17 protein-coding genes are annotated in these 20,109 nt (G+C 59.4%); 9 read left to right on the plus strand and 8 right to left on the minus strand.

The window, feature by feature from the left end; translation table 11 throughout:
- Positions 1-49 precede the first annotated feature (49 nt).
- The 5 genes from edd to EGT36_RS09525 form a co-directional block, all read right to left on the minus strand.
- Complete coding sequence (gene edd, locus EGT36_RS09505; protein WP_004440058.1) at positions 50-1,870, minus strand: phosphogluconate dehydratase; 1,821 nt, start codon at positions 1,868-1,870, stop codon at positions 50-52.
- A 124-nt stretch (positions 1,871-1,994) separates the two neighbouring features.
- The gene (gene pgl, locus EGT36_RS09510; protein ID WP_037090890.1) at positions 1,995-2,693 is read right to left on the minus strand and encodes a 6-phosphogluconolactonase; all 699 of its coding nucleotides are present in this window, start codon (positions 2,691-2,693) and stop codon (positions 1,995-1,997) included.
- A 10-nt stretch (positions 2,694-2,703) separates the two neighbouring features.
- On the minus strand, positions 2,704-4,179 hold the full coding sequence (gene zwf / locus EGT36_RS09515) for a glucose-6-phosphate dehydrogenase (RefSeq protein ID WP_004440062.1): 1,476 nt from the start codon (positions 4,177-4,179) through the stop codon (positions 2,704-2,706).
- A gap of 136 nt (positions 4,180-4,315) precedes the next feature.
- Positions 4,316-5,602, minus strand: a complete 1,287-nt coding sequence (locus EGT36_RS09520; protein WP_037090888.1) for an NAD(P)/FAD-dependent oxidoreductase — start codon at positions 5,600-5,602, stop codon at positions 4,316-4,318.
- Positions 5,603-5,614: 12 nt separating this feature from the next.
- Positions 5,615-7,054, minus strand: a complete 1,440-nt coding sequence (locus tag EGT36_RS09525; protein WP_022555640.1) for a glutamine synthetase family protein — start codon at positions 7,052-7,054, stop codon at positions 5,615-5,617.
- 123 nt (positions 7,055-7,177) lie between these two features.
- Here EGT36_RS09525 and EGT36_RS09530 point away from each other — a divergent pair, with 123 nt between their 5' ends.
- The 4 genes from EGT36_RS09530 to EGT36_RS09545 all read left to right on the plus strand — a co-directional run bounded on the left by EGT36_RS09530 (position 7,178) and on the right by EGT36_RS09545 (position 10,449).
- Entirely contained in the window at positions 7,178-8,362 is a 1,185-nt protein-coding gene (locus tag EGT36_RS09530) for a BaiN/RdsA family NAD(P)/FAD-dependent oxidoreductase (RefSeq protein ID WP_037090887.1), read from the plus strand.
- 358 nt (positions 8,363-8,720) lie between these two features.
- Positions 8,721-8,855 (plus strand): hypothetical protein, encoded by a 135-nt coding sequence (locus EGT36_RS30985; RefSeq protein ID WP_257784217.1) that lies wholly within the window; start codon positions 8,721-8,723, stop codon positions 8,853-8,855.
- Between the two features lie 255 nt (positions 8,856-9,110).
- A complete protein-coding gene (locus EGT36_RS09540) occupies positions 9,111-9,983 on the plus strand; it encodes a LysR family transcriptional regulator (protein WP_037090884.1) in 873 nt (290 codons plus the stop codon).
- A gap of 142 nt (positions 9,984-10,125) precedes the next feature.
- The gene (locus EGT36_RS09545) at positions 10,126-10,449 is read left to right on the plus strand and encodes a hypothetical protein (protein ID WP_006698168.1); all 324 of its coding nucleotides are present in this window, start codon (positions 10,126-10,128) and stop codon (positions 10,447-10,449) included.
- A 65-nt stretch (positions 10,450-10,514) separates the two neighbouring features.
- Here EGT36_RS09545 and EGT36_RS09550 read toward each other — a convergent pair whose 3' ends face one another.
- Both EGT36_RS09550 and aceA read right to left on the minus strand, forming a co-directional pair.
- Positions 10,515-10,772 carry an SMc00767 family acetate metabolism repressor gene (locus EGT36_RS09550; RefSeq protein ID WP_004432604.1) on the minus strand — a complete coding sequence of 86 codons (258 nt, stop codon included), beginning with the start codon at positions 10,770-10,772 and terminating at the stop codon, positions 10,515-10,517.
- Positions 10,773-10,856: 84 nt separating this feature from the next.
- The gene (gene aceA, locus EGT36_RS09555) at positions 10,857-12,146 is read right to left on the minus strand and encodes an isocitrate lyase (protein WP_022555644.1); all 1,290 of its coding nucleotides are present in this window, start codon (positions 12,144-12,146) and stop codon (positions 10,857-10,859) included.
- A gap of 256 nt (positions 12,147-12,402) precedes the next feature.
- Here aceA and EGT36_RS09560 point away from each other — a divergent pair, with 256 nt between their 5' ends.
- From EGT36_RS09560 to EGT36_RS09580, 5 genes are all read left to right on the plus strand, one after another.
- On the plus strand, positions 12,403-13,818 hold the full coding sequence (locus EGT36_RS09560; RefSeq protein WP_037090883.1) for a helix-turn-helix domain-containing protein: 1,416 nt from the start codon (positions 12,403-12,405) through the stop codon (positions 13,816-13,818).
- 152 nt (positions 13,819-13,970) lie between these two features.
- Positions 13,971-15,068 (plus strand): polyamine ABC transporter substrate-binding protein, encoded by a 1,098-nt coding sequence (locus tag EGT36_RS09565; protein WP_037090882.1) that lies wholly within the window; start codon positions 13,971-13,973, stop codon positions 15,066-15,068.
- A gap of 134 nt (positions 15,069-15,202) precedes the next feature.
- Entirely contained in the window at positions 15,203-16,360 is a 1,158-nt protein-coding gene (locus EGT36_RS09570; protein ID WP_125270337.1) for an ABC transporter ATP-binding protein, read from the plus strand.
- Positions 16,361-16,371: 11 nt separating this feature from the next.
- Positions 16,372-17,280 carry an ABC transporter permease subunit gene (locus EGT36_RS09575; RefSeq protein ID WP_037090880.1) on the plus strand — a complete coding sequence of 303 codons (909 nt, stop codon included), beginning with the start codon at positions 16,372-16,374 and terminating at the stop codon, positions 17,278-17,280.
- Between the two features lie 4 nt (positions 17,281-17,284).
- Positions 17,285-18,097: an ABC transporter permease gene (locus EGT36_RS09580; protein WP_004440083.1), complete on the plus strand. Its 813-nt coding sequence runs from the start codon at positions 17,285-17,287 to the stop codon at positions 18,095-18,097.
- Positions 18,098-18,407: 310 nt separating this feature from the next.
- Here the strand turns inward: EGT36_RS09580 and EGT36_RS09585 are convergent, their stop codons facing one another.
- On the minus strand, positions 18,408-20,072 hold the full coding sequence (locus tag EGT36_RS09585; protein ID WP_037090878.1) for an ABC transporter permease: 1,665 nt from the start codon (positions 20,070-20,072) through the stop codon (positions 18,408-18,410).
- Positions 20,073-20,109: the final 37 nt, after the last annotated feature.

Consider the following 20,109-nt stretch of genomic DNA (forward strand, 5'->3'; position numbering starts at 1 on the left):
GAGCGGGGTTTAAAGGCGAAAGCCGCATCCAGCCTTCGCCTTTTGGAAATCAATGAAACAGGACGCTGGCACCTTGATCGGCAGGACCGGCATTACGGCGGAAGGGGGCGAAAAGTTCGCGGCCCATACCCCATTCATTGCCGGAGAGATCAGCGCGCGCCGGTTCGCGTTTTGACAGTTCGGCGGCGGACACCAGCACTTCGAGCGATCCGGAAACGGCGTCGAGACGGATGATATCGCCATCGCGGATGAGCGAGATCGGCCCGCAATCGGAAGCCTCAGGCGTAACATGGATCGCGGCTGGTACCTTGCCGGATGCGCCGGACATGCGCCCGTCGGTCACCAGCGCCACCTTGAAGCCGCGGTCCTGCAGCACGCCGAGCGGCGGTGTCAGGCGGTGCAGTTCAGGCATGCCATTCGCCTTCGGCCCCTGGAAGCGGACGACCGCAATGAAGTCGCGGTTAAGCTTGCCTTCCTTGAAGGCGTCCTGAAGCTCCTGCTGGTCGTGGAAGACGATCGCGGGGGCTTCGATGATATGGCGCTCCGGCTTGACGGCGGAAATCTTGATGACGGATTTGCCGAGATTACCGGTCAGCATCTTGAGACCGCCGGTGGGCTGGAACGGTGTTTCAATGCTGGAAAGCACCTTCGGATCGTGGCTCTGTTCAGGGGAGGGCTGGCGGGTGACCGCGCCCTTCTCGTCCAGTAGTGCATCCACGGTGTAGGCGGCCAGACCCTGTCCGAAGACGGTGCGCACATCGTCATGCACGAAGCCCTGTTTCAGGAGCTGCTTGATGAGGAAGCCCATACCGCCGGCAGCGTGGAAATGGTTCACATCGGCCAGCCCGTTGGGATAAACGCGGGCCAGCAGCGGCACGATGTCAGAGAGATCGGAAATATCCTGCCATGTGAGGATGATGCCTGCGGCGCGCGCCATGGCGATCAGATGCATGGTGTGATTGGTGGAACCACCGGTCGCATGCAGACCCACGACGCCGTTGACGATGGATCGTTCGTCGATCATCTCGCCAGCGGGGGTGAATTCGTTGCCCTGCGCGGTGATGGCGAGCGCTCTCTTGGTAGCCTCGCGGGTCAGCGCGTCACGCAATGGCGTGCCGGGATTGATGAAGGAGGAACCGGGCATATGAAAGCCCATGATCTCCATCAGCATCTGGTTGGAATTGGCGGTGCCGTAGAAGGTGCAGGTTCCGGGACCGTGGTAAGATTTGGATTCCGCTTCCAGCAACTCCGCGCGACCGACCTTGCCTTCGGCGTAAAGCTGGCGAATACGCGACTTCTCGTCATTCGGCAGGCCTGATGTCATCGGACCGGCAGGAATGAAGACCGCGGGCAGGTGACCGAAGGCGAGTGCGGCGATCACGAGGCCGGGCACGATCTTGTCGCACACCCCGAGATAGAGAGCCGCATCGAACATGTTGTGTGAGAGGCCGATCCCCGCAGCCATGGCGATGGCATCGCGGGAAAACAGCGAAAGCTCCATGCCGGGCTGCCCCTGGGTGACGCCGTCACACATGGCAGGTACGGCGCCGGCAACCTGAGCGATACCGCCCGCTTCCTTGGCTGCATCGCGGATGATTGCCGGGAAGGTCTCATAGGGCTGGTGCGCCGAGAGCATGTCGTTATAGGCGGTGATGATGCCGAGATTGGGAACCCGGTCGCCGGCAAGGATGTCCTTGTCGGCGGGGGAACAGACCGCAAACCCGTGTGCAAGATTGCCGCAGGAAAGCACGGAACGGTGAACGCCTTTTGAGACCTGCAGCCGCAGCCGCTCGAGATAGGTCTCGCGATAGGGCTTGGAACGTTCGACGATGCGGGCGGTGATGGCCTGAATGCGGGAATCGGCGGACATGGGCGTTCATCCTGTTCGTTGGGCGACAACCGGCGTTCCGGGAGGCGAATGCCGGTTGTCGTGTTTCAGTCTTCATGTCTTCGGGGCGCTTGTCGCGGGCCGCAGGAGCGGCCGTCGCGTCGGCTTATGGCGCCCAGTAAATATCCACTGGCGTTTCTGCCCGGTTCAGCACGGCACGGACGGGCATTTCTTCCTCATCCTCGCCCGACTGCGCCTTCTCCAGCGTCGCCTTCTTGGCGGCGCCTTCGATATGCAGCACCAGGAAATCGGCATCGTGCAGGCTGGAGAAGTTGAAGGTCAACCGCTCCTCGCCGGCATTCTCGGCCGCCATGGTCAAAACGCCGCGCGGCTCATCGAGATCAAGCGCTTCGTAGAGATTGTCTCCACCGGGAAAGAACGAGGCCGTGTGGCCATCCGTTCCCATACCGAGAATGACAACATCGAAGGGATCGCAGATCGCTTCGGTCTTGACGGTCGCAAGCGTTGCCGCATCCTCCGGCGAGGCCGCCGGCTGGAACAGCGGCACGAAATAAGCCGCCTTCGCCTTGTTTTGCAGAAGATTCTCGGCGACGAGACGATGATTGGAGCGATCGCTTTCCGGCGGCACGAAGCGCTCGTCCACCAGCGTCACGCTGATGTTGGGCCAATCGAGATCGTGCTGGGAAAGCGCCTGAAAGAACAGCTTCGGTGTAGAGCCGCCAGAGACCGCAATGCTTGCGGTCCCCCGTTCCTTGGTTGCCGCGTCGAGCCGCTGGGCGACATCAGCCGCAAGCGTATTGGCAAGATCGGAGGCGCTATCGAAGGCGTGGATTGTTTCGCTCATCCGCGCGCCCTCAGTCGGCATCGTGCCAGGTACGACCGTCACGCTCGATCAGTGCGATCGAGCCGCTCGGCCCCCAGGTTCCTGCCGTGTAACCCTGCACGCCCTGACCAAGCTCTTCCCAGCTCTTGAGAATTGGGTCAATCCAGTCCCATGCGGCCTCGACCTCGTCGCGGCGCATGAACAGCGTCTGGTTGGACCGGATGGTATCCATCAGCAGGCGCTCATAGGCGTCGGGGCTGCGCACGTTGAAGGCTTCGGCAAAGCTCATGTCCAGCGACACCTGGCGCAGGCGCATGCCGCCCGGACCGGGGTCCTTGATGAGGAGCGACTGCTTGACGCCTTCATCCGGCTGCAGACGAATGACCAGCTTGTTGGCCTCGATCTTGCCGGCCGCGTCGTCGAAGATCGAGTGCGGGATCTGCTTGAAGGTGACGACGATTTCCGAAACGCGGGTCGCGAGGCGTTTTCCCGTGCGGATGTAGAAGGGAACGCCCGCCCAGCGCCAGTTGGCGATCTCAGCCTTGATGGCGACGAAGGTTTCGGTGTTGGAAACGCCGCCTTCCAGCTCTTCCAGATAGCCCTTGACAGGGCCACCTGCGGAAGCGCCGGCGCGGTACTGGCCCCGAACCGTCAGCTTTTCGACGTTGCTGGTGTCGATCGGCTTCAGCGAACGCAGAACCTTCAACTTTTCGTCGCGCACGGCTTCGGCGTTCATGGAAGCCGGCGGCTCCATGGCGACGAGGCAGAGCAGCTGGAGAATATGGTTCTGCACCATGTCGCGCAACGCGCCGGCCTTGTCGTAATAACCGGCGCGACCTTCGAGACCGACTGCCTCGGCAACCGTGATCTGCACGTGGTCGATATGCGCGGAATTCCACAGCGGCTCGTAAAGCGCGTTGGCGAAACGCAGCGCCATCAGGTTCTGCACCGTCTCCTTGCCGAGATAGTGGTCGATGCGGAAGATCTGCTCTTCCTTGAAGACATGGCCGATGGTGTCGTTGAGTTCCTGCGCCGAGGCGAGGTCGCGGCCGATCGGCTTTTCAACGACGATGCGGGTCGAGCGGGTGATGAGCTTGTGTTCGCGGATCTTGTCGGCGATATCGCCGAAAATTCCGGGCGCGACAGCGAGATAGAAAGCGCGCACGCGCTCTTTACCTTCGTCCAGCAGCTTCTTCAGCACGTCCCAGCCATTGTTGCCCTTGGCGTCAACGGGCACGTAGAAAAGCCTGTTCAGGAACACGGCAACCTGCGCGTCGTCATACTCGCCGGCCTTCAGATGCTCCTTCAGGGCGTCCTGTGCGAATTTGCGATATTCCTCATGGGTCATGACCGAACGCGACGCACCAATGATGCGGGTCGGCTCCGTGAACTGCCCTTCGATCTGCCGGTGATAAAGGGCCGGCAGAAGCTTGCGCTCGGCAAGATCGCCCGTGCCGCCGAAAACGACACAATCAAAAGGTTCAACAGGAATGATCTGACTGCTCATATCGATTCTCTCGATCTTCAAGGGTTGGGGCATCAATAATCTAATCGATTTAAAAATGCCAGACTCAGTTATGTGAAATTATGAATTTTGCTTTTGCCGGTGTGCTTGCCGCCGGTAATGGACTGTAAACATTGGACTAAAACCTGTCTCGCAATGCAAACCACGAAAGCGCCAGGAAAAGCAGCGGCGCGCGCAGTGACTTTCCGCCCGGAAAGGCCGGCACTTTCAGCCGCGCGAATGGCGCCAGCATGTCCTTTTTGCCGAGCACCAGATCGGCATAAAGCTTGCCGCAATAATTCGACAGCATCACGCCGTGGCCTGAATATCCGCCGATGGAGGTGACACCTGGCATGACCTCACGCACGAAGACCTTGCGCGGTAGAGTGATGCCGACGGAGCCGCCCCAGGAATGGGTGATGTCGATATCCTTCAGCTCGGGATAGATTTCCGCGATCTGCCGGCGTATGTGGCTGGAAATATCCCGCGGCGTATCTGCCGTGTAAGCTTCGCGGCCGCCGAACAACAGCCGGTTATCGGCCGTCTTGCGGAAGTAACGCACCACAAACCGTGAATCCGCCACGGCCTCCCGGTCTGGAATGATGCCGGGGAAGGCATCCAGCGGTGCGGTTGCGCCGATGAAGGAGCGGATCGGCATGATATGGGCTGCCGTTATCGGTTCCAGATTGCCGATATAGGCATTGGTCGCAATCAACACCCGTGGCGCAGTGATGGTGCCGAAAGGGGTTTCGATGATGGTCTTGCCGCCCACTTGCCGGATGGATTTCGCAGGCGTCATCTCGTAAATCTGAGCACCCGCATCTTTCGCGGCTTTCGCAAGCCCGACCAGCAGCTTAAGCGGGTGTATATGGCCGGTGCCGGTGTCGCGGGTGCCGCCGAAATAATGAGTGGAGCCGACGCGTTTGCGCGCTTCGCCACGCTCCATGTAGGAAATATGCGGATAGCCGTAGCGGTTGTTCATCGCATCGACGCTGCGGCGATAGTCGTCCTCGTAACCTGCCTTGTGCGCCACATAGAGTTGGCCCGGCAGATAATCCATGTCGATGCCGCGGCTGCTTGCGAAATCGCGCACATAATTTTTGGCGTTTTCGGCGATGTCGAACAGCAGCTTCGATTGTTCGAAGCCAATCTCTTCCTCAAGCTCATCGGGGAAAGAGCGCTGGCCGGTGCCGAACTGGCCGCCATTTCGGCCGGAAGCGCCATCGCCAAAACGATGCGCTTCGATGAGGGCGACCGAGACGCCGTTTTCAGCGAGATTACAGGCGGCCTGAAGACCGGTGTAACCACCGCCGATGATCGCGACATCCACCTGCTTCGACCCATCGAGCGCGGGATAGTCCGGCCGCTCACCGATGGTTGCCTGATACCAGGATAGTCCCGGCGCAATCGGGCTTTGCCATGTCATGCTCGGGATTCCTTACACGTTGAGAAGCAGGAACTCGCGCTCCCAGGGGCTGATGACCTGCATGAAGGTCTCGAATTCCCCCCGCTTCAGACCGGCATAAAGGCCGACAAATTCGTGACCGAAGATCCGGTCGAACTGTGCTTCGCCCTCCAGCAAGGCGACCGCTTCAAGCAGGCCACGCGGCAGGTCGATAGAGCCCTCATTGGCCGTATCGGCGGTGGGTTCGGTCGGCTCGATGCTGTTGACGATGCCGAGCCAGCCGCAGCCGAGCGAGGCCGCGAGCGCCAGATAGGGGTTGGCGTCCGAGCTCGGCAGGCGGTTTTCGACGCGCCGCGCCTGCGGGCCGGAAATCGGCACGCGGAAGGCCGTCGTGCGGTTGTCGTAACCCCAGGCATTGTTCACCGGGCAGGCCATGTCAGGCGTCAGGCGGCGGTAGGAATTCACATAGGGCGCCAGCATGACCAGCGCATTCGGAACGTAACGCTGCATGCCGCCGACAAAGGAGAAGAATTCTTTGGAGGGGCTGCCATCTTCATTGGAGAAGATGTTGCGGCCGCTATCGATTTCTACCACCGACTGGTGGATGTGCATGGCCGAACCCGGCTGGCCCTGCATGGGCTTGGCCATGAAGGTGGCATAGATGCCGTGCTTCAGCGCGGCTTCGCGAATGGTGCGCTTGAACAGGAACACCTGGTCGGCAAGCTCGATCGGATCGCCATGGCGCAGGTTGATTTCCAGCTGTGCCGGCCCTTCCTCATGGATGAGCGTATCGATCTCCAGACCCTGCTTTTCGGAGAAGTGATAGATATCGTCGATCAGTTCGTCGAACTCGTTGATGCCGGCGATGGAATAGCTTTGACCTCCAACGATGGACCGTCCCGACCGGCCCTTTGGCGGATGCAGCGGATAGTCCGGATCGTCATTCATGGCGACGAGGTAGAATTCAATCTCCGGTGCGACAACCGGCTTCCAGCCCTTTTCGGTATAGAGCGAAAGCACGTTCTTCAAAACGTTGCGCGGCGTGTATGGCACGAAATTGCCTTCCGCATCCACCACGTCACAGATCACCTGCGCGGTCGGGTCGGTTTCCCAGGGCACGACGGAGAGGGTGGAAAGATCAGGCACCAGCTTCAGATCGCTGTCGCGCGGCTCGTAGCGGAAATTGGCGGTCTCATCGGGATATTCGCCCGATATCGTGTGGCGGTAGAGCGCCGAGGGTAGAGCAAGCGAGGTATCGCCCGTGAATTTCGCCGTCGGCATCATTTTGCCGCGCGGTACGCCGGCAAGGTCGGGCGTGATGCATTCTATGTCTTCTATCCCACGCGCCCTCAGCCATTGCGCGGCTTCGCGCCAGGAGGAAACGCCACGGGTGGAGGAAAGGTCGAGGGGAGGGGTCTTCTTTGCCATGGTTGCCTGTTTTTTCGGGCGGAGCATGGTTTTCTTGGCGGGCATGTATCACCGGGTCTGTGTTTCGACTGTCGCCATCATAACCGTAGTTTGGCAATTGGCGAGGGGGAAAGCGCCATTGACAAGCGGCGGCACTTGGAAAAGAGGAAAGGAAACGAAACGGATGGAATGATGGCAGATAAATGTGACGTGCTGATTTTGGGGGCGGGCGCCGCCGGCATGATGTGCGCCATCCGCGCCGGCCAGCGCGGCCGCTCCGTCGTCGTTCTCGACCATGCGAAAGCGCCGGGCGAAAAGATCCGCATCTCCGGCGGTGGTCGCTGTAACTTTACCAATATCCACGCCGGGCCGAGGAATTATCTCTCTGCCAACCCGCATTTCGCCAAATCCGCGCTTGCCCGATATACGCCGCGCGATTTCATCGCCCTTGTCGAAAAACACCGTATCTCCTGGCACGAAAAGACGCTCGGCCAGCTTTTCTGTGATGACAGCGCCAAGGATATCATCCGCATGCTGCTGGCTGAAATGCAGGCGGTGAATGCGAAGCTTCGGCTCGAAACGTCAGTCTCCGCCGTGACCCATGACGGCGGCCGTTTTCGGGTGTCGACCTCGGGTGGCGTCATCGAGGCGGAGAGCCTCGTCGTCGCGACAGGCGGCAAGTCTATCCCGAAGATGGGCGCGACGGGTTTTGCCTACCAGATCGCCGAACAGTTCGGCCTCAAGCTCATTGAAACCCGCCCCGGCCTCGTTCCGCTGACGCTTGATCCCGGTCTTCTGGAAAAGCTGAGCCCGCTTGCCGGTGTCGCTGTTCCGGCTGAGGTTTCCCATGGCAAAACCTCGTTTGAGGAAGCGCTATTGTTCACCCATCGCGGTTTGAGCGGTCCTTCCATACTGCAAATCTCCTCATACTGGCGCGAGGGCAATCCCATCCGCCTGAAGCTTGAGCCGCATCGCGATCTGGCCGCGGTGTTGAAGCAGGCCAAACAGAAAAACGGCCGTCAGTCCGCCCAGACCGCCCTGTCGGAGATCCTTCCGAAGCGGCTCGCCCAGCATGTCGTCGAACAATCCGGCCTCACCGGCCATCTTGCCGATATGTCCGACAAGGCTCTGGCGAAGCTGGCGGCAGAGGTGCAGGACTGGCAGATCAAGCCCGCCGGTTCGGAAGGTTATCGCACCGCGGAGGTCACGCTCGGCGGCGTGGACACGACCGGCCTCGATTCCCGCAGCATGGCGGCGAAATCCGTGCCCGGCCTCTATTTCATCGGCGAATGTGTCGATGTGACCGGCTGGCTCGGCGGTTATAATTTCCAGTGGGCCTGGGCGTCCGGCCAGGCGGCCGGCGAATTCGCGTGATCGTCTCTGGCCGTGGAAAAGATCGGATCTCTCTCCTTCGTCATGCCGGACTTGATCCGGCATCCAGCCATGGCGCTTCTGCGCCATAAGGAGTCTTTCGCGATTAAGGACTTGATCGCGCTCGACCCCGGAACTAGTCCGGGGTGACGGAGCTGATGAGACCTGTTCGCCAACCCAGTTTCAGTTGGTAAAGTTGTGGCCCTTCCTCGCGTTTTTAATAATCTGTTAACGGGGGAGGAGTCATCCTGACCAAATGCCAGCAAGGCCGGATCGCTCAATGATCCCGCTGCACATGATGTTACGCTGGAAGCCCTTAACAGGGCATGGGTCGGTTGAGTTTTTCGTCTGGAGCCCGCGCATGAACAGATCTGCACATCGCCGCCCTCGCGCCATTGCCATCGCCCGCACTGACAACGGGAGCCGGCAGTTGGCCTTTCGGCTGAGCCTCATCGCAGCCGGTGCTCTCGCAGCCCTTATCGCCCTCTTCCATTGATCGACGGCTTCTCGCCTTCACAAAGTTGATAAGCGCGCTGAAAAACCGTGACATCCGTGATGCCTCGGCCATATCCTTGTAAAACTTTTCTTCCTGCAGAATGGCTTCACGCCGTGTGCGCGGTCGCTGATTTTCAATAATGGCCCGTGCTGCAAAAATCGCGTGCATGTTCGCTCTCCTTCTTACTGCGGAGGGCCATGATGCACGCCGTTTTTTGATTTATCTGCGCAAGAAAATGCGCTACGTTTTTCAATTATGAAAAACGTCACCTGGGATTCCTACCAGCTTTTCCTCGATGTGTCACGAAGCGGTGGCCTGACGGGTGCCGCCGCGCTGACGGGCTTAAGCCCCGCGACCATAGGGCGGCGCATGGTCGAGCTGGAGGAGCGGATCGGCAAGGCGCTGTTCCACCGCAGCCAGACGGGATACGCCCTCACAGTGGACGGCCGTGCGTTGTTCGACAGACTTCAGGCCATGGAGAATGCGGCCAGGGATATCGAGGGGTGGCAGAAGGCGTCATCGGCCTCGTCCATCGTGCGGATTGCCGTGGGCACCTGGAATGCCTGGCTCTTGACCAGCAACTTCTCCGCCATCTGCACGGATCGCGATGATTTCCGCATCGACCTTTTTATTGCCGAGCAGAGGGCGTCTCTGGCGCATCGCGAAAACGATATCGGTATCCGCGCTTTCGAGCCGCAGGAGCGCAATCTCGCTGCCATCAAGACGGGGGAGGTTGCCTACGCTCCCTACAGGCTGCGCAATGCCGCCGCCACTGTCGCTGACCGCTGGCTGTCGGTAGCCGAGGAAAACGCCATTTCAACCTATCTTCGCTGGCCGCATGAAAACCGGAGCAACGAGATCGTCGTAACGGTGAACCGGCCAACGGCGCTTCTCGATCTTGTCCTGTCAGGGGCGGGGATCGCGGTGCTTCCCTGTTTTGTGGGCGATGCGGATGCGCGCCTCGTCCGGGAGGGCGGCGAAATCGAACCGCTGCGCCACAATCAATGGATCGTCATGAATAATGACGATCGCCACCGACCCGATATCAGGACAGTGGCGGATCGGATGACCCGTCTGATCAAGAGCCATTCCGATCTCTACGCCGGACGCAAGAGCCGCCCGGCATAGATGAAATTACATTCAGTTGTATAAATAAATTTTAATAATTTATAGTTGCGTGCGCATCAAAATATCCATAGGTTGCCTTTTGTAAGTTTAACCCTTTCAGGTTGAGGCCGCCATGATAGTTTCAGCATCATACGTAAATGCGATGTCCGCAGCAGGAACGCCGGAAGAAGCAGCAAAGCTCTTTTATGCAGCAGTCAGTAAGGGGCTCGCGGCAGTTGTTGCCGATGCTCTTTCGCAATCCGTCACGGCAATTGCGCCGGCAGCCTCAGGCACCAAAATCGCAGGCTGGGAAAAGCTCGTGGGAGGCGTGGCGATGCATCTGGCGTGGGAATCGCCGGCCGTTCTGAACCCGATTCCCCTGACGCAACTTGCCTGCTTCGCTCCCTATGCGCCCCAACTCCAGGGTAACGTGGAGGCGATGGGCGTCAATGTAAGCATCGGCGTTTCCGTGTCGGCGAGCTTCTGAGGCGGCCACTTCTGACGTTTGCACTGAAGGCCGGAACATCGATTATGATGTTCCGGTCTTTCGTTTCACGCGGCGTCACGCCCCTGCGCAACGATGACGGGGATAAGCAGATCACCCCAGTTGCCGCCGCCGCCATGGTGGCGGGCCGAGCGGACCAGCTCGACGGAAACGCCGGCCTCGACGGCTTTCATGACGGCCTGGTTGAGGCGGTGCAGGTCATTGGCCAGCATGCGGATGGCAGCCTGCTGATCCTGCGTCATGGCGGAGGATTGCTCCTCGGCGCGTTCCTTGACGTGCGTCTTGATGGGATTGTGGGCGTTCATGGCATTTCTCCTCTCGTTATTGTCAGGGGTTTTTGATCTGCTTTGCAAGCCCTTCCCGCGATGGGGAAGGGCGGTTTTCTTGATTTATTCGGCCGCCGGGCGGAACTGGTCGTGCTCGGTGGATTCCTTCATGGCTGTGGTGGACGACGCGCCGCCAGAGATCGCCAGAGACACGGCGTCGAAATAGCCGGTACCGACTTCGCGCTGATGCTTGGTGGCGGTGTAACCATTGGCCTCTGCTGCGAATTCCGCCTCCTGAAGCTCGGAATAAGCCGCCATCTGCCGGTCCCTGTAGCCGCGCGCCAGTTCGAACATCCCGTAGTTGAGCTGGTGGAAGCCAGCGAGCGTGATGAACTGGAACTTGTAGCCCATCGCGCCTAGCTCGCGCTGGAACTTCGCAATCGTCGCGTCGTCGAGGTTCTTTTTCCAGTTGAACGACGGCGAGCAATTGTAGGCGAGCTTCTTGCCCGGATGCACCTTGTGCACGCCTTCAGCAAACCTGCGCGCCTGTTCCAGATCCGGCTTTGATGTTTCGCACCAGATCAGGTCGCAATAGGGCGCATAAGCCACCGCGCGGGCAATGCAGGGCTCCAGACCGTTCTTGACCTGATAAAAGCCCTCAACGGTGCGCCCGGCATCATAATCCACGAAGGGACGGTCGCGCTCGTCGATGTCAGAGGTCAGAAGCTTGGCGGCCTCCGCGTCCGTGCGGGCGATGACCAGCGTTGGTACACCCATAACGTCGGCCGCAAGCCGTGCTGCCGTCAGGTTGCGGATGTGCGCCGCCGTCGGGATCAGAACCTTGCCGCCGAGATGGCCGCACTTCTTTTCCGATGCCAGCTGATCCTCATAGTGAACACCTGCTGCACCTGCCTCGATGAAGGCCTTCATGATCTCGAAGGCGTTGAGCGGCCCGCCGAAACCGGCCTCCGCATCGGCAACGATCGGCGCGAACCAGGTGTCGACAGAAAGGCCCTTGCCCTCCGCGGTCTCGATCTGGTCGGCGCGTTGCAGGGTGCGGTTTATGCGCTTGGCCAGCTCCGGCGCTGCATTGGCGGGATAGAGCGACTGGTCCGGATACATGGCCGAGGCCGTGTTCGCATCCGCTGCAACCTGCCATCCCGAGAGATAAATCGCCTTCAGCCCGGCGCGAACCATCTGCATGGCCTGGTTGCCCGAGAGCGCACCCAGCGCATTGACGAAATTCTCCTCGTTGATCAGCTTCCACAGCCGGTTCGCACCCATTTCGGCCAGCGAATGGCGGATTTCGACAGAGCCGCGCAGCCGCTCCACGTCGGCGGCGGTATAGGTGCGCTCGATGCCGTCGAAACGTCCCTGCGGTGCGCCCGGAACAAGTTTGTAAAAATCCGTCATACTTCTCTCTCCCATGATAAATGCGGTTTTCGTAGCGGGCCGTCTTGAACATCATATGGCGCCGTTTGATGTGACTACATTTACATTTCTCGAGATTTGATCGCCAGAACAAACATAAAAACAGTGACTTGAAAGAGGTTATCCTGTAGTGTGCATGACAGAGTGACGCTGTAAAAATGTAAATTTTGTAAAAGAGTATGATCCGTCGATTTTGTAATGGAATTGTATGTGTTGACGGGGGTGGAGGGGAAAGGCTGTGTCGGAAAACAAGATTTTTGCGGGCCCGCGCGTGCGCCGCATTCGCAATGGTCTCGCGCTGACGCAGACGGCCATGGCCGAGGCGCTGGCGATTTCGCCGTCCTATCTCAATCTCATCGAGCGCAACCAGCGGCCGCTGACGGTGCAGCTGCTTTTGAAGCTCGCTTCTGTGTACAAGGTCGATCTGGATGACCTGCAGGGCGAAAGCGCCGGTTCCGCCGGGCAGCTGCGCGAGGTCTTCGCCGATCCGCTGCTGGTCGGCGAAGTGCCGTCGCCGCAGGAACTGATTGAGGTCGCCGATGCCGCGCCCAATGCGGCAAGTGGTGTTCTCAAGCTATACCGGGCTTACCGGGAACAGGCGCAGCGCCTCTCCGATCTCTCAGATCTTCTGGCGCGGGAGGGTCATGAAACGATGCTTTCCTCCACCCGCCTGCCGATCGACGAGGTGCGACACGTCTTTGAAAACCGCCCGGCCTACTTCCATTCCATCGATGCGGCTGCGGAAGACCTCCACAAACATTTGTCGACGGGCGATGATCTCGCCTCCGGCGTTCGCGCATGGCTCCAGAAAAACCACGGCATCGTGGTCCGCACCCTGCCGGTTCACGCTATGCCGAACCTCCGGCGACGTTACGACCGGCATTCCATGCGGCTTTTTTTATCCGAGCGCCTGTCGCAGCCGGATCAGCTGAGGGAAATGGCGATGGAGACCTGCCTTCTGGCGCTGCGCGAAGAAATCGGTACGGAGCTTGAAGGGCTTGGCCTGAAAGGGGAAGAGGCGAGACGCATTGCCCGCTTCGAACTGGCGCGTTACGCCGCTCATGCGTTGATGATGCCCTATGGCGCATTCCTCGGCGCCGCCCAGCGGGCGAAGTACGATCTCGATGTCTTGCGGTCGCGCTTCAACGTATCGTTTGAACAGGCGGCCAATCGCCTCGTCAGCCTGCAGCGGCCGTCAGCCGCGGCGATCCCGTTTTTCCTGATGGAAATCGACAATGCCGGTAACCGTTTTCGCCTTGCGGGGGCCGGCGGTTTTCCAAGGGCGCGTTTTGGCGGCCTCTGTCCGCGTCTCAATATTCATGCGGCTTTCGCCCAGCCGGGACAAGTGCTCGTGGAAGCGGTCGAGATGCCCGACGGGGATGCTTTCCTCACGGTGTCGCGCACGCTGGAAGGTCCGCAGGCTGGTTTCGGCGAGAGGGTGCGGCGAACGGCGGTGCTTCTGGGCTGCGATTTCGCTCAGGCGGCAGAGACCGTCTATGGCCCGGCCGCTTCGGGCGCTGCGCCCGTCGCCGTCGGTCCTTCGTGCCGGCTGTGCGAAAGACAGGGCTGTCTTTCGCGGGCGGAAGCGCCGCTCACGCGGCCGCTGGGGCTGGATGAAATGGTCACCGGCCTCAGTGTTTTCGACTTCCAGTAAGTGTTTTCATTCGCTTTTTTGCGATCGGAACACATTTGGTTGAAAATGCTGTGCTGCACATTTCCCCCTTGCTCCCTTCTGTTTTCCTTTCTAGTCTCTCCGAAAAAAGGGGATCACGCTCCCGTCGTGAGGATGCGTTAACAGGAGACATCATGAAAAACCGTTCTCTCCGCCTGACCTTGGCTCTCACCACCGCGCTCGTTGCAGCAGGCTCGGCAATGGCCCAGGAAAAGGTCGTCCACGTCTATAACTGGTCGGATTATATCGACGAATCGATCCTCGCCGATTTCACCAAGGAAACCGGCATCAAGGTCGTCTATGACGTTTTCGACAGCAATGAACTTGTGGAAACCAAGCTGCTGGCCGGCAGCTCCGGATATGATGTCGTCGTGCCTACCGGCCCCTTTCTCGCCCGCCAGATCAATGCCGGCGTGTTCCAGAAACTTGACAAGTCCAAGTTGCCGAATCTGAAAAACATGTGGCCCGAGGTTTCCGAGCGTCTGGCGAAATACGACCCCGGCAACGAATATGCCGTGAACTACATGTGGGGCACCACCGGCATCGGTTATAACGTCGCCAAGGTGAAGGCTGCGCTGGGCGATGTTCCGGTCGATAGCTGGGATATTCTGTTCAAGCCGGAAAATGCTGAAAAGCTGAAATCCTGCGGCATCAATATTCTCGATGCGTCGGACGAGACCTTCGCCATTGCCATGAATTATCTCGGCAAGAACCCGGACAGCAAAGAAACCGCCGATCTCGAGGCGGGCGGCGATGTCTACATGAAGATCCGCCCCTATGTGAAGACCTTCAACTCCTCCGCCTATATCGATGAACTGGCGAATGGCGACAGCTGCATCACCATCGGCTGGTCGGGCGACATCCTCCAGGCGAAGAGCCGCGCCGAGGAAGCCAAAAATGGCGTCGAGGTGAATTATGTCATCCCGAAGGAAGGCACCTACATGTGGTTCGACAACCTTGCCATCCCGGCGGATGCCAAGAATGTCGAAGAAGCGCACGCCTTCATCAACTATCTGATGCGGCCGGAAGTCATTGCCAAGGCGTCGAACTACGTTCAGTACGCCAATGGCAACCTTGCTTCGCAGGCGCTGATGGATGAGTCTGTCGCCAAGAACCCGGCAGTCTATCCCGATGCCGAGACGATGAAGAAGCTCTTCACGATCTCGCCTTACGGACCGAAGGAACAGCGCGTGCTGAACCGCGTCTGGACGCAGATAAAGACCGGCAGCTGACACCTCCGCCCGCTGGTTGAGGAACGGCCGGCGGGCCTGTTCCTCTGATCCTTTGCCGGCAGGTCCGTTACCTGCCGGTATTGCCCGCCCCGAAGCATCGATCGACAGACCAACGGGATTTGAGGGTAGGGTGAATGGCGAAAACTCTAGGGCCGGTCAAACGCAAATTTAGCCCCTGGGACAATCCCGATGCGGTGCCCTTCATCCGCTTTGAAAACGTCACCAAACGTTTTGGTGATTTCGTCGCCGTCAACAATCTGACGCTTGATATTTACGAGCGTGAGTTCTTCTCGCTGCTTGGTCCGTCGGGCTGCGGCAAGACCACGCTGATGCGCATGCTGGCTGGTTTCGAGGAGCCGACCGAGGGCCGCATCCTGCTGCAGGGCAAGGATATTTCCGGCGTTCCGCCCTACAAGCGGCCCACCAACATGATGTTCCAGTCCTATGCGCTTTTCCCGCACATGTCGGTAGAAAAGAACGTCGCTTTCGGTCTGGAGCAGGATGGCCTGCCCAAGGCGGACATCGTCGCCCGGGTCGAGGAAATGCTGCGCCTCGTCAAGCTCACGGAATTCGCCAAACGCAAGCCGAGCCAGCTTTCCGGCGGGCAGCGGCAGCGCGTGGCGCTTGCCCGATCGCTTGCCAAGCGGCCGAAGGTGCTTCTCCTCGATGAGCCGCTCGGCGCGCTCGACAAGAAGCTGCGTGAGGAAACGCAATTCGAACTGATGGATATCCAGACCAATCTCGGTCTCACCTTCCTCATCGTCACCCACGATCAGGAAGAGGCGATGACGGTGTCGGACCGCATCGCCGTCATGGACAAGGGCATTGTCGTGCAGGTGGCGACGCCCGCCGAGATATATGAAGCGCCGAACAGCCGCTACGTGGCCGATTTTATCGGTGACATCAATATTTTCGACGCCAATGTCGTCGCCAATGCTTCCGATATCGGCAGGCCCGGCCTCGTGACACTGGATTGCGACGGGCTGAAGGTGGCGGTTGAGCAGGAATGCGCCGCTGCCGCCGGTAGCCAGGTGGCTTTCGCCATCCGGCCGGAAAAGGTGCGCATCTCGCTCGATCAGCCTGCCGATAGCAGCATCAACTCCGCCTATGGTGAGGTATGGGATATCGGCTATCTGGGCGACTTCTCGGTCTTCATCGTCAAGCTTGCCGATGGCCGCGTCATCCGCGCCGCACAGGCAAATGTCTCGCGTCTCGTGGATCGCCCGATTATCTTCGGCGATATGGTGTGGCTGAACTGGAAGCCGGACTCCGGCCTCGTCCTGACGCGCTGAGGGAGGCTTCGATGGCGATCACCACTCCCGAAAACCGGCAAAGCCCCTGGCGCTGGCTGGTCGTCGCGGTTCCCTATTTCTGGCTGCTGCTGTTTTTTGCGGCCCCCTTTTTCATCATCTTCAAAATCTCGCTGTCGGATACGGCGATCTCCATGCCGCCCTATACCCCTGTCTTCGAAGGCTTATCGAGGCTCGGTGATTTCTTTTCGCAGCTGGATTTCGAAAATTACCTCTTCCTGACGGAAGACCCGCTCTACATCGACGCCTATCTGTCGTCGTTGCGCATCGCCTTCATTTCCACCTTCCTGCTTTTGCTGATCGGTTATCCCATGGCGCTGGCCATGGCCCGCGCGCCGTCTTCCGTGCGGCCGACGCTGGTTATGCTGGTGATCCTGCCTTTCTGGACTTCGTTCCTGATCCGCGTTTACGCCTGGATCGGGATTTTGAAGCCGGAAGGCCTGCTGACGGTGCTGTTCCAGTGGCTTGGATTGCTCGGGCCGGACCAGCAGGTCAACATCTTCCGCACCGAAACCGCGATCTTCATCGGTATCGTTTATTCCTACTTGCCCTTCATGGTACTGCCGCTTTATTCCGCGCTGGAAAAGCTGGACAATACGCTGCTGGAAGCGGCCGCCGATCTGGGTTGCCCGCCTTGGAAAGCCTTCTGGAAGATTACGTTCCCGCTCTCCCTGCCGGGTGTCGTGGCCGGCTCGATGATCTGCTTCATCCCGATAACAGGTGAATTCGTCATCCCCGATCTGCTCGGCGGCGCACAGACGCTGATGATCGGCAAGACGCTCTGGACGGAATTCTTCGGCAACCGCGACTGGCCGCTGGCATCAGCCGTTGCCGTGCTGCTTCTGCTGTTGCTGGTCGTGCCTATCGCCATCTTCCAGAACCAGCAAAAGAAGGTGGGGTGAGGCCATGAAGCGCGGAAAATTTGACATCACCGTCCTCACACTCGGTTTTGCCTTTCTTTACATACCGATCATCATCCTGATCGTTTATTCCTTCAATGCTTCCAAGCTTGTCACCGTCTGGGGCGGCTTCTCGCTGCAATGGTACAGGTCCATGTGGTCGAATGAAGGGTTGATGGATGCCGCCTGGGTGACGCTGCGCGTGGGTATCCTCAGCGCCACCATCGGCACCATCCTCGGGACACTCGCGGCGCTGTCGTTGACGCGCTTTGCGCGTTTTCCGGGCCGGGTGCTGTTTTCCGGCATGATCTATGCCCCGCTCGTCATGCCGGAGGTGATTACCGGCCTGTCGCTGCTGCTGCTCTTCGTGGCCGTCGGCGTGGATCGCGGTTTCTGGACGGTGGTCATTGCGCACACCACCTTTACCATGTGTTATGTGGCGATTGTGGTGCAGTCGCGTCTTTTGACCTTTGATCGAAGTCTCGAGGAAGCCGCGCTTGATCTTGGTTGCCCACCGGTCAAGACCTTCTTCCGTATCACCCTGCCGCTGATCTTTCCCGCCGTTATTGCCGGCTGGATGCTGGCCTTTACCCTGTCGCTCGATGATCTCGTCATTGCCAGCTTCGCCACCGGACCGGGTGCGACGACGCTGCCGATCAAGATCTATTCGCAGGTTCGCCTCGGCGTGACCCCGGAAATCAACGCCATCTGCACCATCCTGATCGGGCTTGTGACCGTCGGCGTCATCGTCGCCTCAATCGCCTCGAAGCGCACGGAGTTGCAGCGGATGCGCGATGAACACGCCGCGGCGCGAAATTGACCGGAGAGAATTCTCCGATTTCTTCGCGTTACTGTTGAAACGCCAATAAAATCAGAAACCTGTAATTTAGTTTCGGGGCTTTACGGTTCCAGAATAGGAATTTTCGTCGGTGATTGATCGATTTTGGTTTTAACTGCTTGTTAATGGGAGTTGGCGGAAAGTAAACCCAACGCAGGGTCGTCATATGACTGATGGCCGGGATTGATAATTTCCATCTGGCGAGATTGTCCCCCTTTCTCTCGTTGAAAAGCACACCTTATCCAGGCGGCCGCAAGGCCGCCTTTCTTTTTTTGTCTCATTGCCGGGACGTTCATCGGTTTTCAGGATGATCCATCGATCTGGAAACGAGAAGGACGGGGACAAGCCCGGCGATGATGATGATGATCGCCGGTACGGCGGCATCCTGCACCTTGGAGCGTGAGGCATTCTCGTAAACAAGCGTGGCAAGCGTATTGAAGCCGAAGGGTCTCAGCAGGATGGTTGCCGGCAACTCCTTCATGGATTCGATCAGGACCAAAAGGAAAGCGGTCAACGCCGCGGGCCGCATATTGGGCAACAGCACCCTGAACAGCGTCTGCGCCCGGTTCCGCCCAAGCGTTCGCGAAGCCATGTCGATATGCGGCGAAAGCTTCTGGAAACCGGCATCCAGCGTGCCTTCCGCCATGGTCATGAAACGCACGGCGTGCGCATAGATGATGGCAAAGGCGGTGCCGGAGAGCAGCAGGCCGGTGGAAAAGCCGAAATGTGTACGGAAGAACCCGTCCACCCCGTTGTCGAGAGCCGCGAGTGGAATGAGCACGCCGATGGCGAGCACCGTTCCCGGCACCCCGTATCCCATGGAGCCGAAGCGGGCGGCAAACTTCGAGGTTCGTGACCGGCCCGTGCGGATGGCGTATGAAAAGACGAAAGCCGCAACCAGCGTTATCAGGGCCGTGGCAAAGGAAACTTCGAGGCTGTGCCCGAGTGCCTTGAGAAGTTTCGGCGCAAGCAGCGCATCGAACCGTTTGGCCGCGTAACCACCCAGCACGATGACGGGAATGAGAAAGCCACTCGTCACGGGCAGGAAGCAGAAAACAGTTGCCGCACCGCGCCGCCAGCCGGTCAGCGACTTCAGCCGATGGCGCTGCGTCATGTTTGTCGCCTTGGGTGCGCCGAAGCGCTGTTTTTCCCGGGCGTTGCGTTCGATTACGATGAGCGCGCCGACGATGATGAGGATGACGGCGGCGATCTGCGTTGCATTGGCGAGATTGCCGCGGTTGAGCCAGGTCTCGTAAATGGTGAAGGTCAGCGTCTGCACGCCGAGATATTCGACCGCGCCGATATCGTTGAGGGTCTCCATCAAGACCAGAGAAAGCCCGATGGCAATCGCCGGTCGCGCCATGGGCAATTGTACGGAGAAGAACACGTTGAGAGGCTTTGCGCCGAGCGTGCGTGCGGCTTCGGCTGCAAAACGCCCCTGCATGGAAAAGGCGGCACGGGCCGAGAGATAGACATAGGGATAGAGCACCGAGCTCAGGACGATGACCGCACCGCCGAGGGAACGGATATCGGGAAACCAGTAGTCGCGGATGCTGTGATAACCGAAAGCGGCACGCAATAAGCTCTGCACGGGCCCGGTAAAGTCGAGAAACTCACCGAACGCATAAGCGGCGAGATAAGATGGAATGGCGAGCGGCAGGACGAGCGCCGCCGACAGCAGCCGCCGCAGCGGAAACTCGAACGTGGTGACGAGCCAGGCGCAGACAATGCCGAAGAAAGCGGTCGTCGCTGCCGTTGCTCCGAGCAGCATGAACGTACGAAATCCGGCTCGCGGCAGGACGTTCACGAGAAGATGTCGCCACCCCTCCGTGCTGCCGGTCAGCGCCAGCCAGAAGATCGCCAGAACGGGCATGGCGGCGATGGCCGAAACAATGATGGCCGCAATCGGCAATAGAGAAACGCGTTTTGTCGCGGGAAGGGGAACCGTCATGGGCATGCGAGCCTGCTGTCCTGCATAGGCCTTGACCGGCTGG

It is taken from the genome of Agrobacterium sp. FDAARGOS_525, from assembly GCF_003938925.1.
GTDB lineage: Bacteria > Pseudomonadota > Alphaproteobacteria > Rhizobiales > Rhizobiaceae > Agrobacterium > Agrobacterium pusense.

What these genes read in the sequence shown, in the direction of transcription:
- edd (WP_004440058.1), bottom strand. Translation starts at nt 1,870, where the DNA reads ATGTCCGCCGATTCCCGCATTCAGGCCATCACCGCCCGCATCGTCGAA.
- pgl (WP_037090890.1), bottom strand. Translation starts at nt 2,693, where the DNA reads ATGAGCGAAACAATCCACGCCTTCGATAGCGCCTCCGATCTTGCCAAT.
- zwf (WP_004440062.1), bottom strand. Translation starts at nt 4,179, where the DNA reads ATGAGCAGTCAGATCATTCCTGTTGAACCTTTTGATTGTGTCGTTTTC.
- EGT36_RS09520 (WP_037090888.1), bottom strand. Translation starts at nt 5,602, where the DNA reads ATGACATGGCAAAGCCCGATTGCGCCGGGACTATCCTGGTATCAGGCA.
- EGT36_RS09525 (WP_022555640.1), bottom strand. Translation starts at nt 7,054, where the DNA reads ATGCCCGCCAAGAAAACCATGCTCCGCCCGAAAAAACAGGCAACCATG.
- EGT36_RS09530 (WP_037090887.1), top strand. Translation starts at nt 7,178, where the DNA reads ATGATGGCAGATAAATGTGACGTGCTGATTTTGGGGGCGGGCGCCGCC.
- EGT36_RS30985 (WP_257784217.1), top strand. Translation starts at nt 8,721, where the DNA reads ATGAACAGATCTGCACATCGCCGCCCTCGCGCCATTGCCATCGCCCGC.
- EGT36_RS09540 (WP_037090884.1), top strand. Translation starts at nt 9,111, where the DNA reads ATGAAAAACGTCACCTGGGATTCCTACCAGCTTTTCCTCGATGTGTCA.
- EGT36_RS09545 (WP_006698168.1), top strand. Translation starts at nt 10,126, where the DNA reads ATGTCCGCAGCAGGAACGCCGGAAGAAGCAGCAAAGCTCTTTTATGCA.
- EGT36_RS09550 (WP_004432604.1), bottom strand. Translation starts at nt 10,772, where the DNA reads ATGAACGCCCACAATCCCATCAAGACGCACGTCAAGGAACGCGCCGAG.
- aceA (WP_022555644.1), bottom strand. Translation starts at nt 12,146, where the DNA reads ATGACGGATTTTTACAAACTTGTTCCGGGCGCACCGCAGGGACGTTTC.
- EGT36_RS09565 (WP_037090882.1), top strand. Translation starts at nt 13,971, where the DNA reads ATGAAAAACCGTTCTCTCCGCCTGACCTTGGCTCTCACCACCGCGCTC.
- EGT36_RS09570 (WP_125270337.1), top strand. Translation starts at nt 15,203, where the DNA reads ATGGCGAAAACTCTAGGGCCGGTCAAACGCAAATTTAGCCCCTGGGAC.
- EGT36_RS09575 (WP_037090880.1), top strand. Translation starts at nt 16,372, where the DNA reads ATGGCGATCACCACTCCCGAAAACCGGCAAAGCCCCTGGCGCTGGCTG.
- EGT36_RS09580 (WP_004440083.1), top strand. Translation starts at nt 17,285, where the DNA reads ATGAAGCGCGGAAAATTTGACATCACCGTCCTCACACTCGGTTTTGCC.
- EGT36_RS09585 (WP_037090878.1), bottom strand. Translation starts at nt 20,072, where the DNA reads ATGCCCATGACGGTTCCCCTTCCCGCGACAAAACGCGTTTCTCTATTG.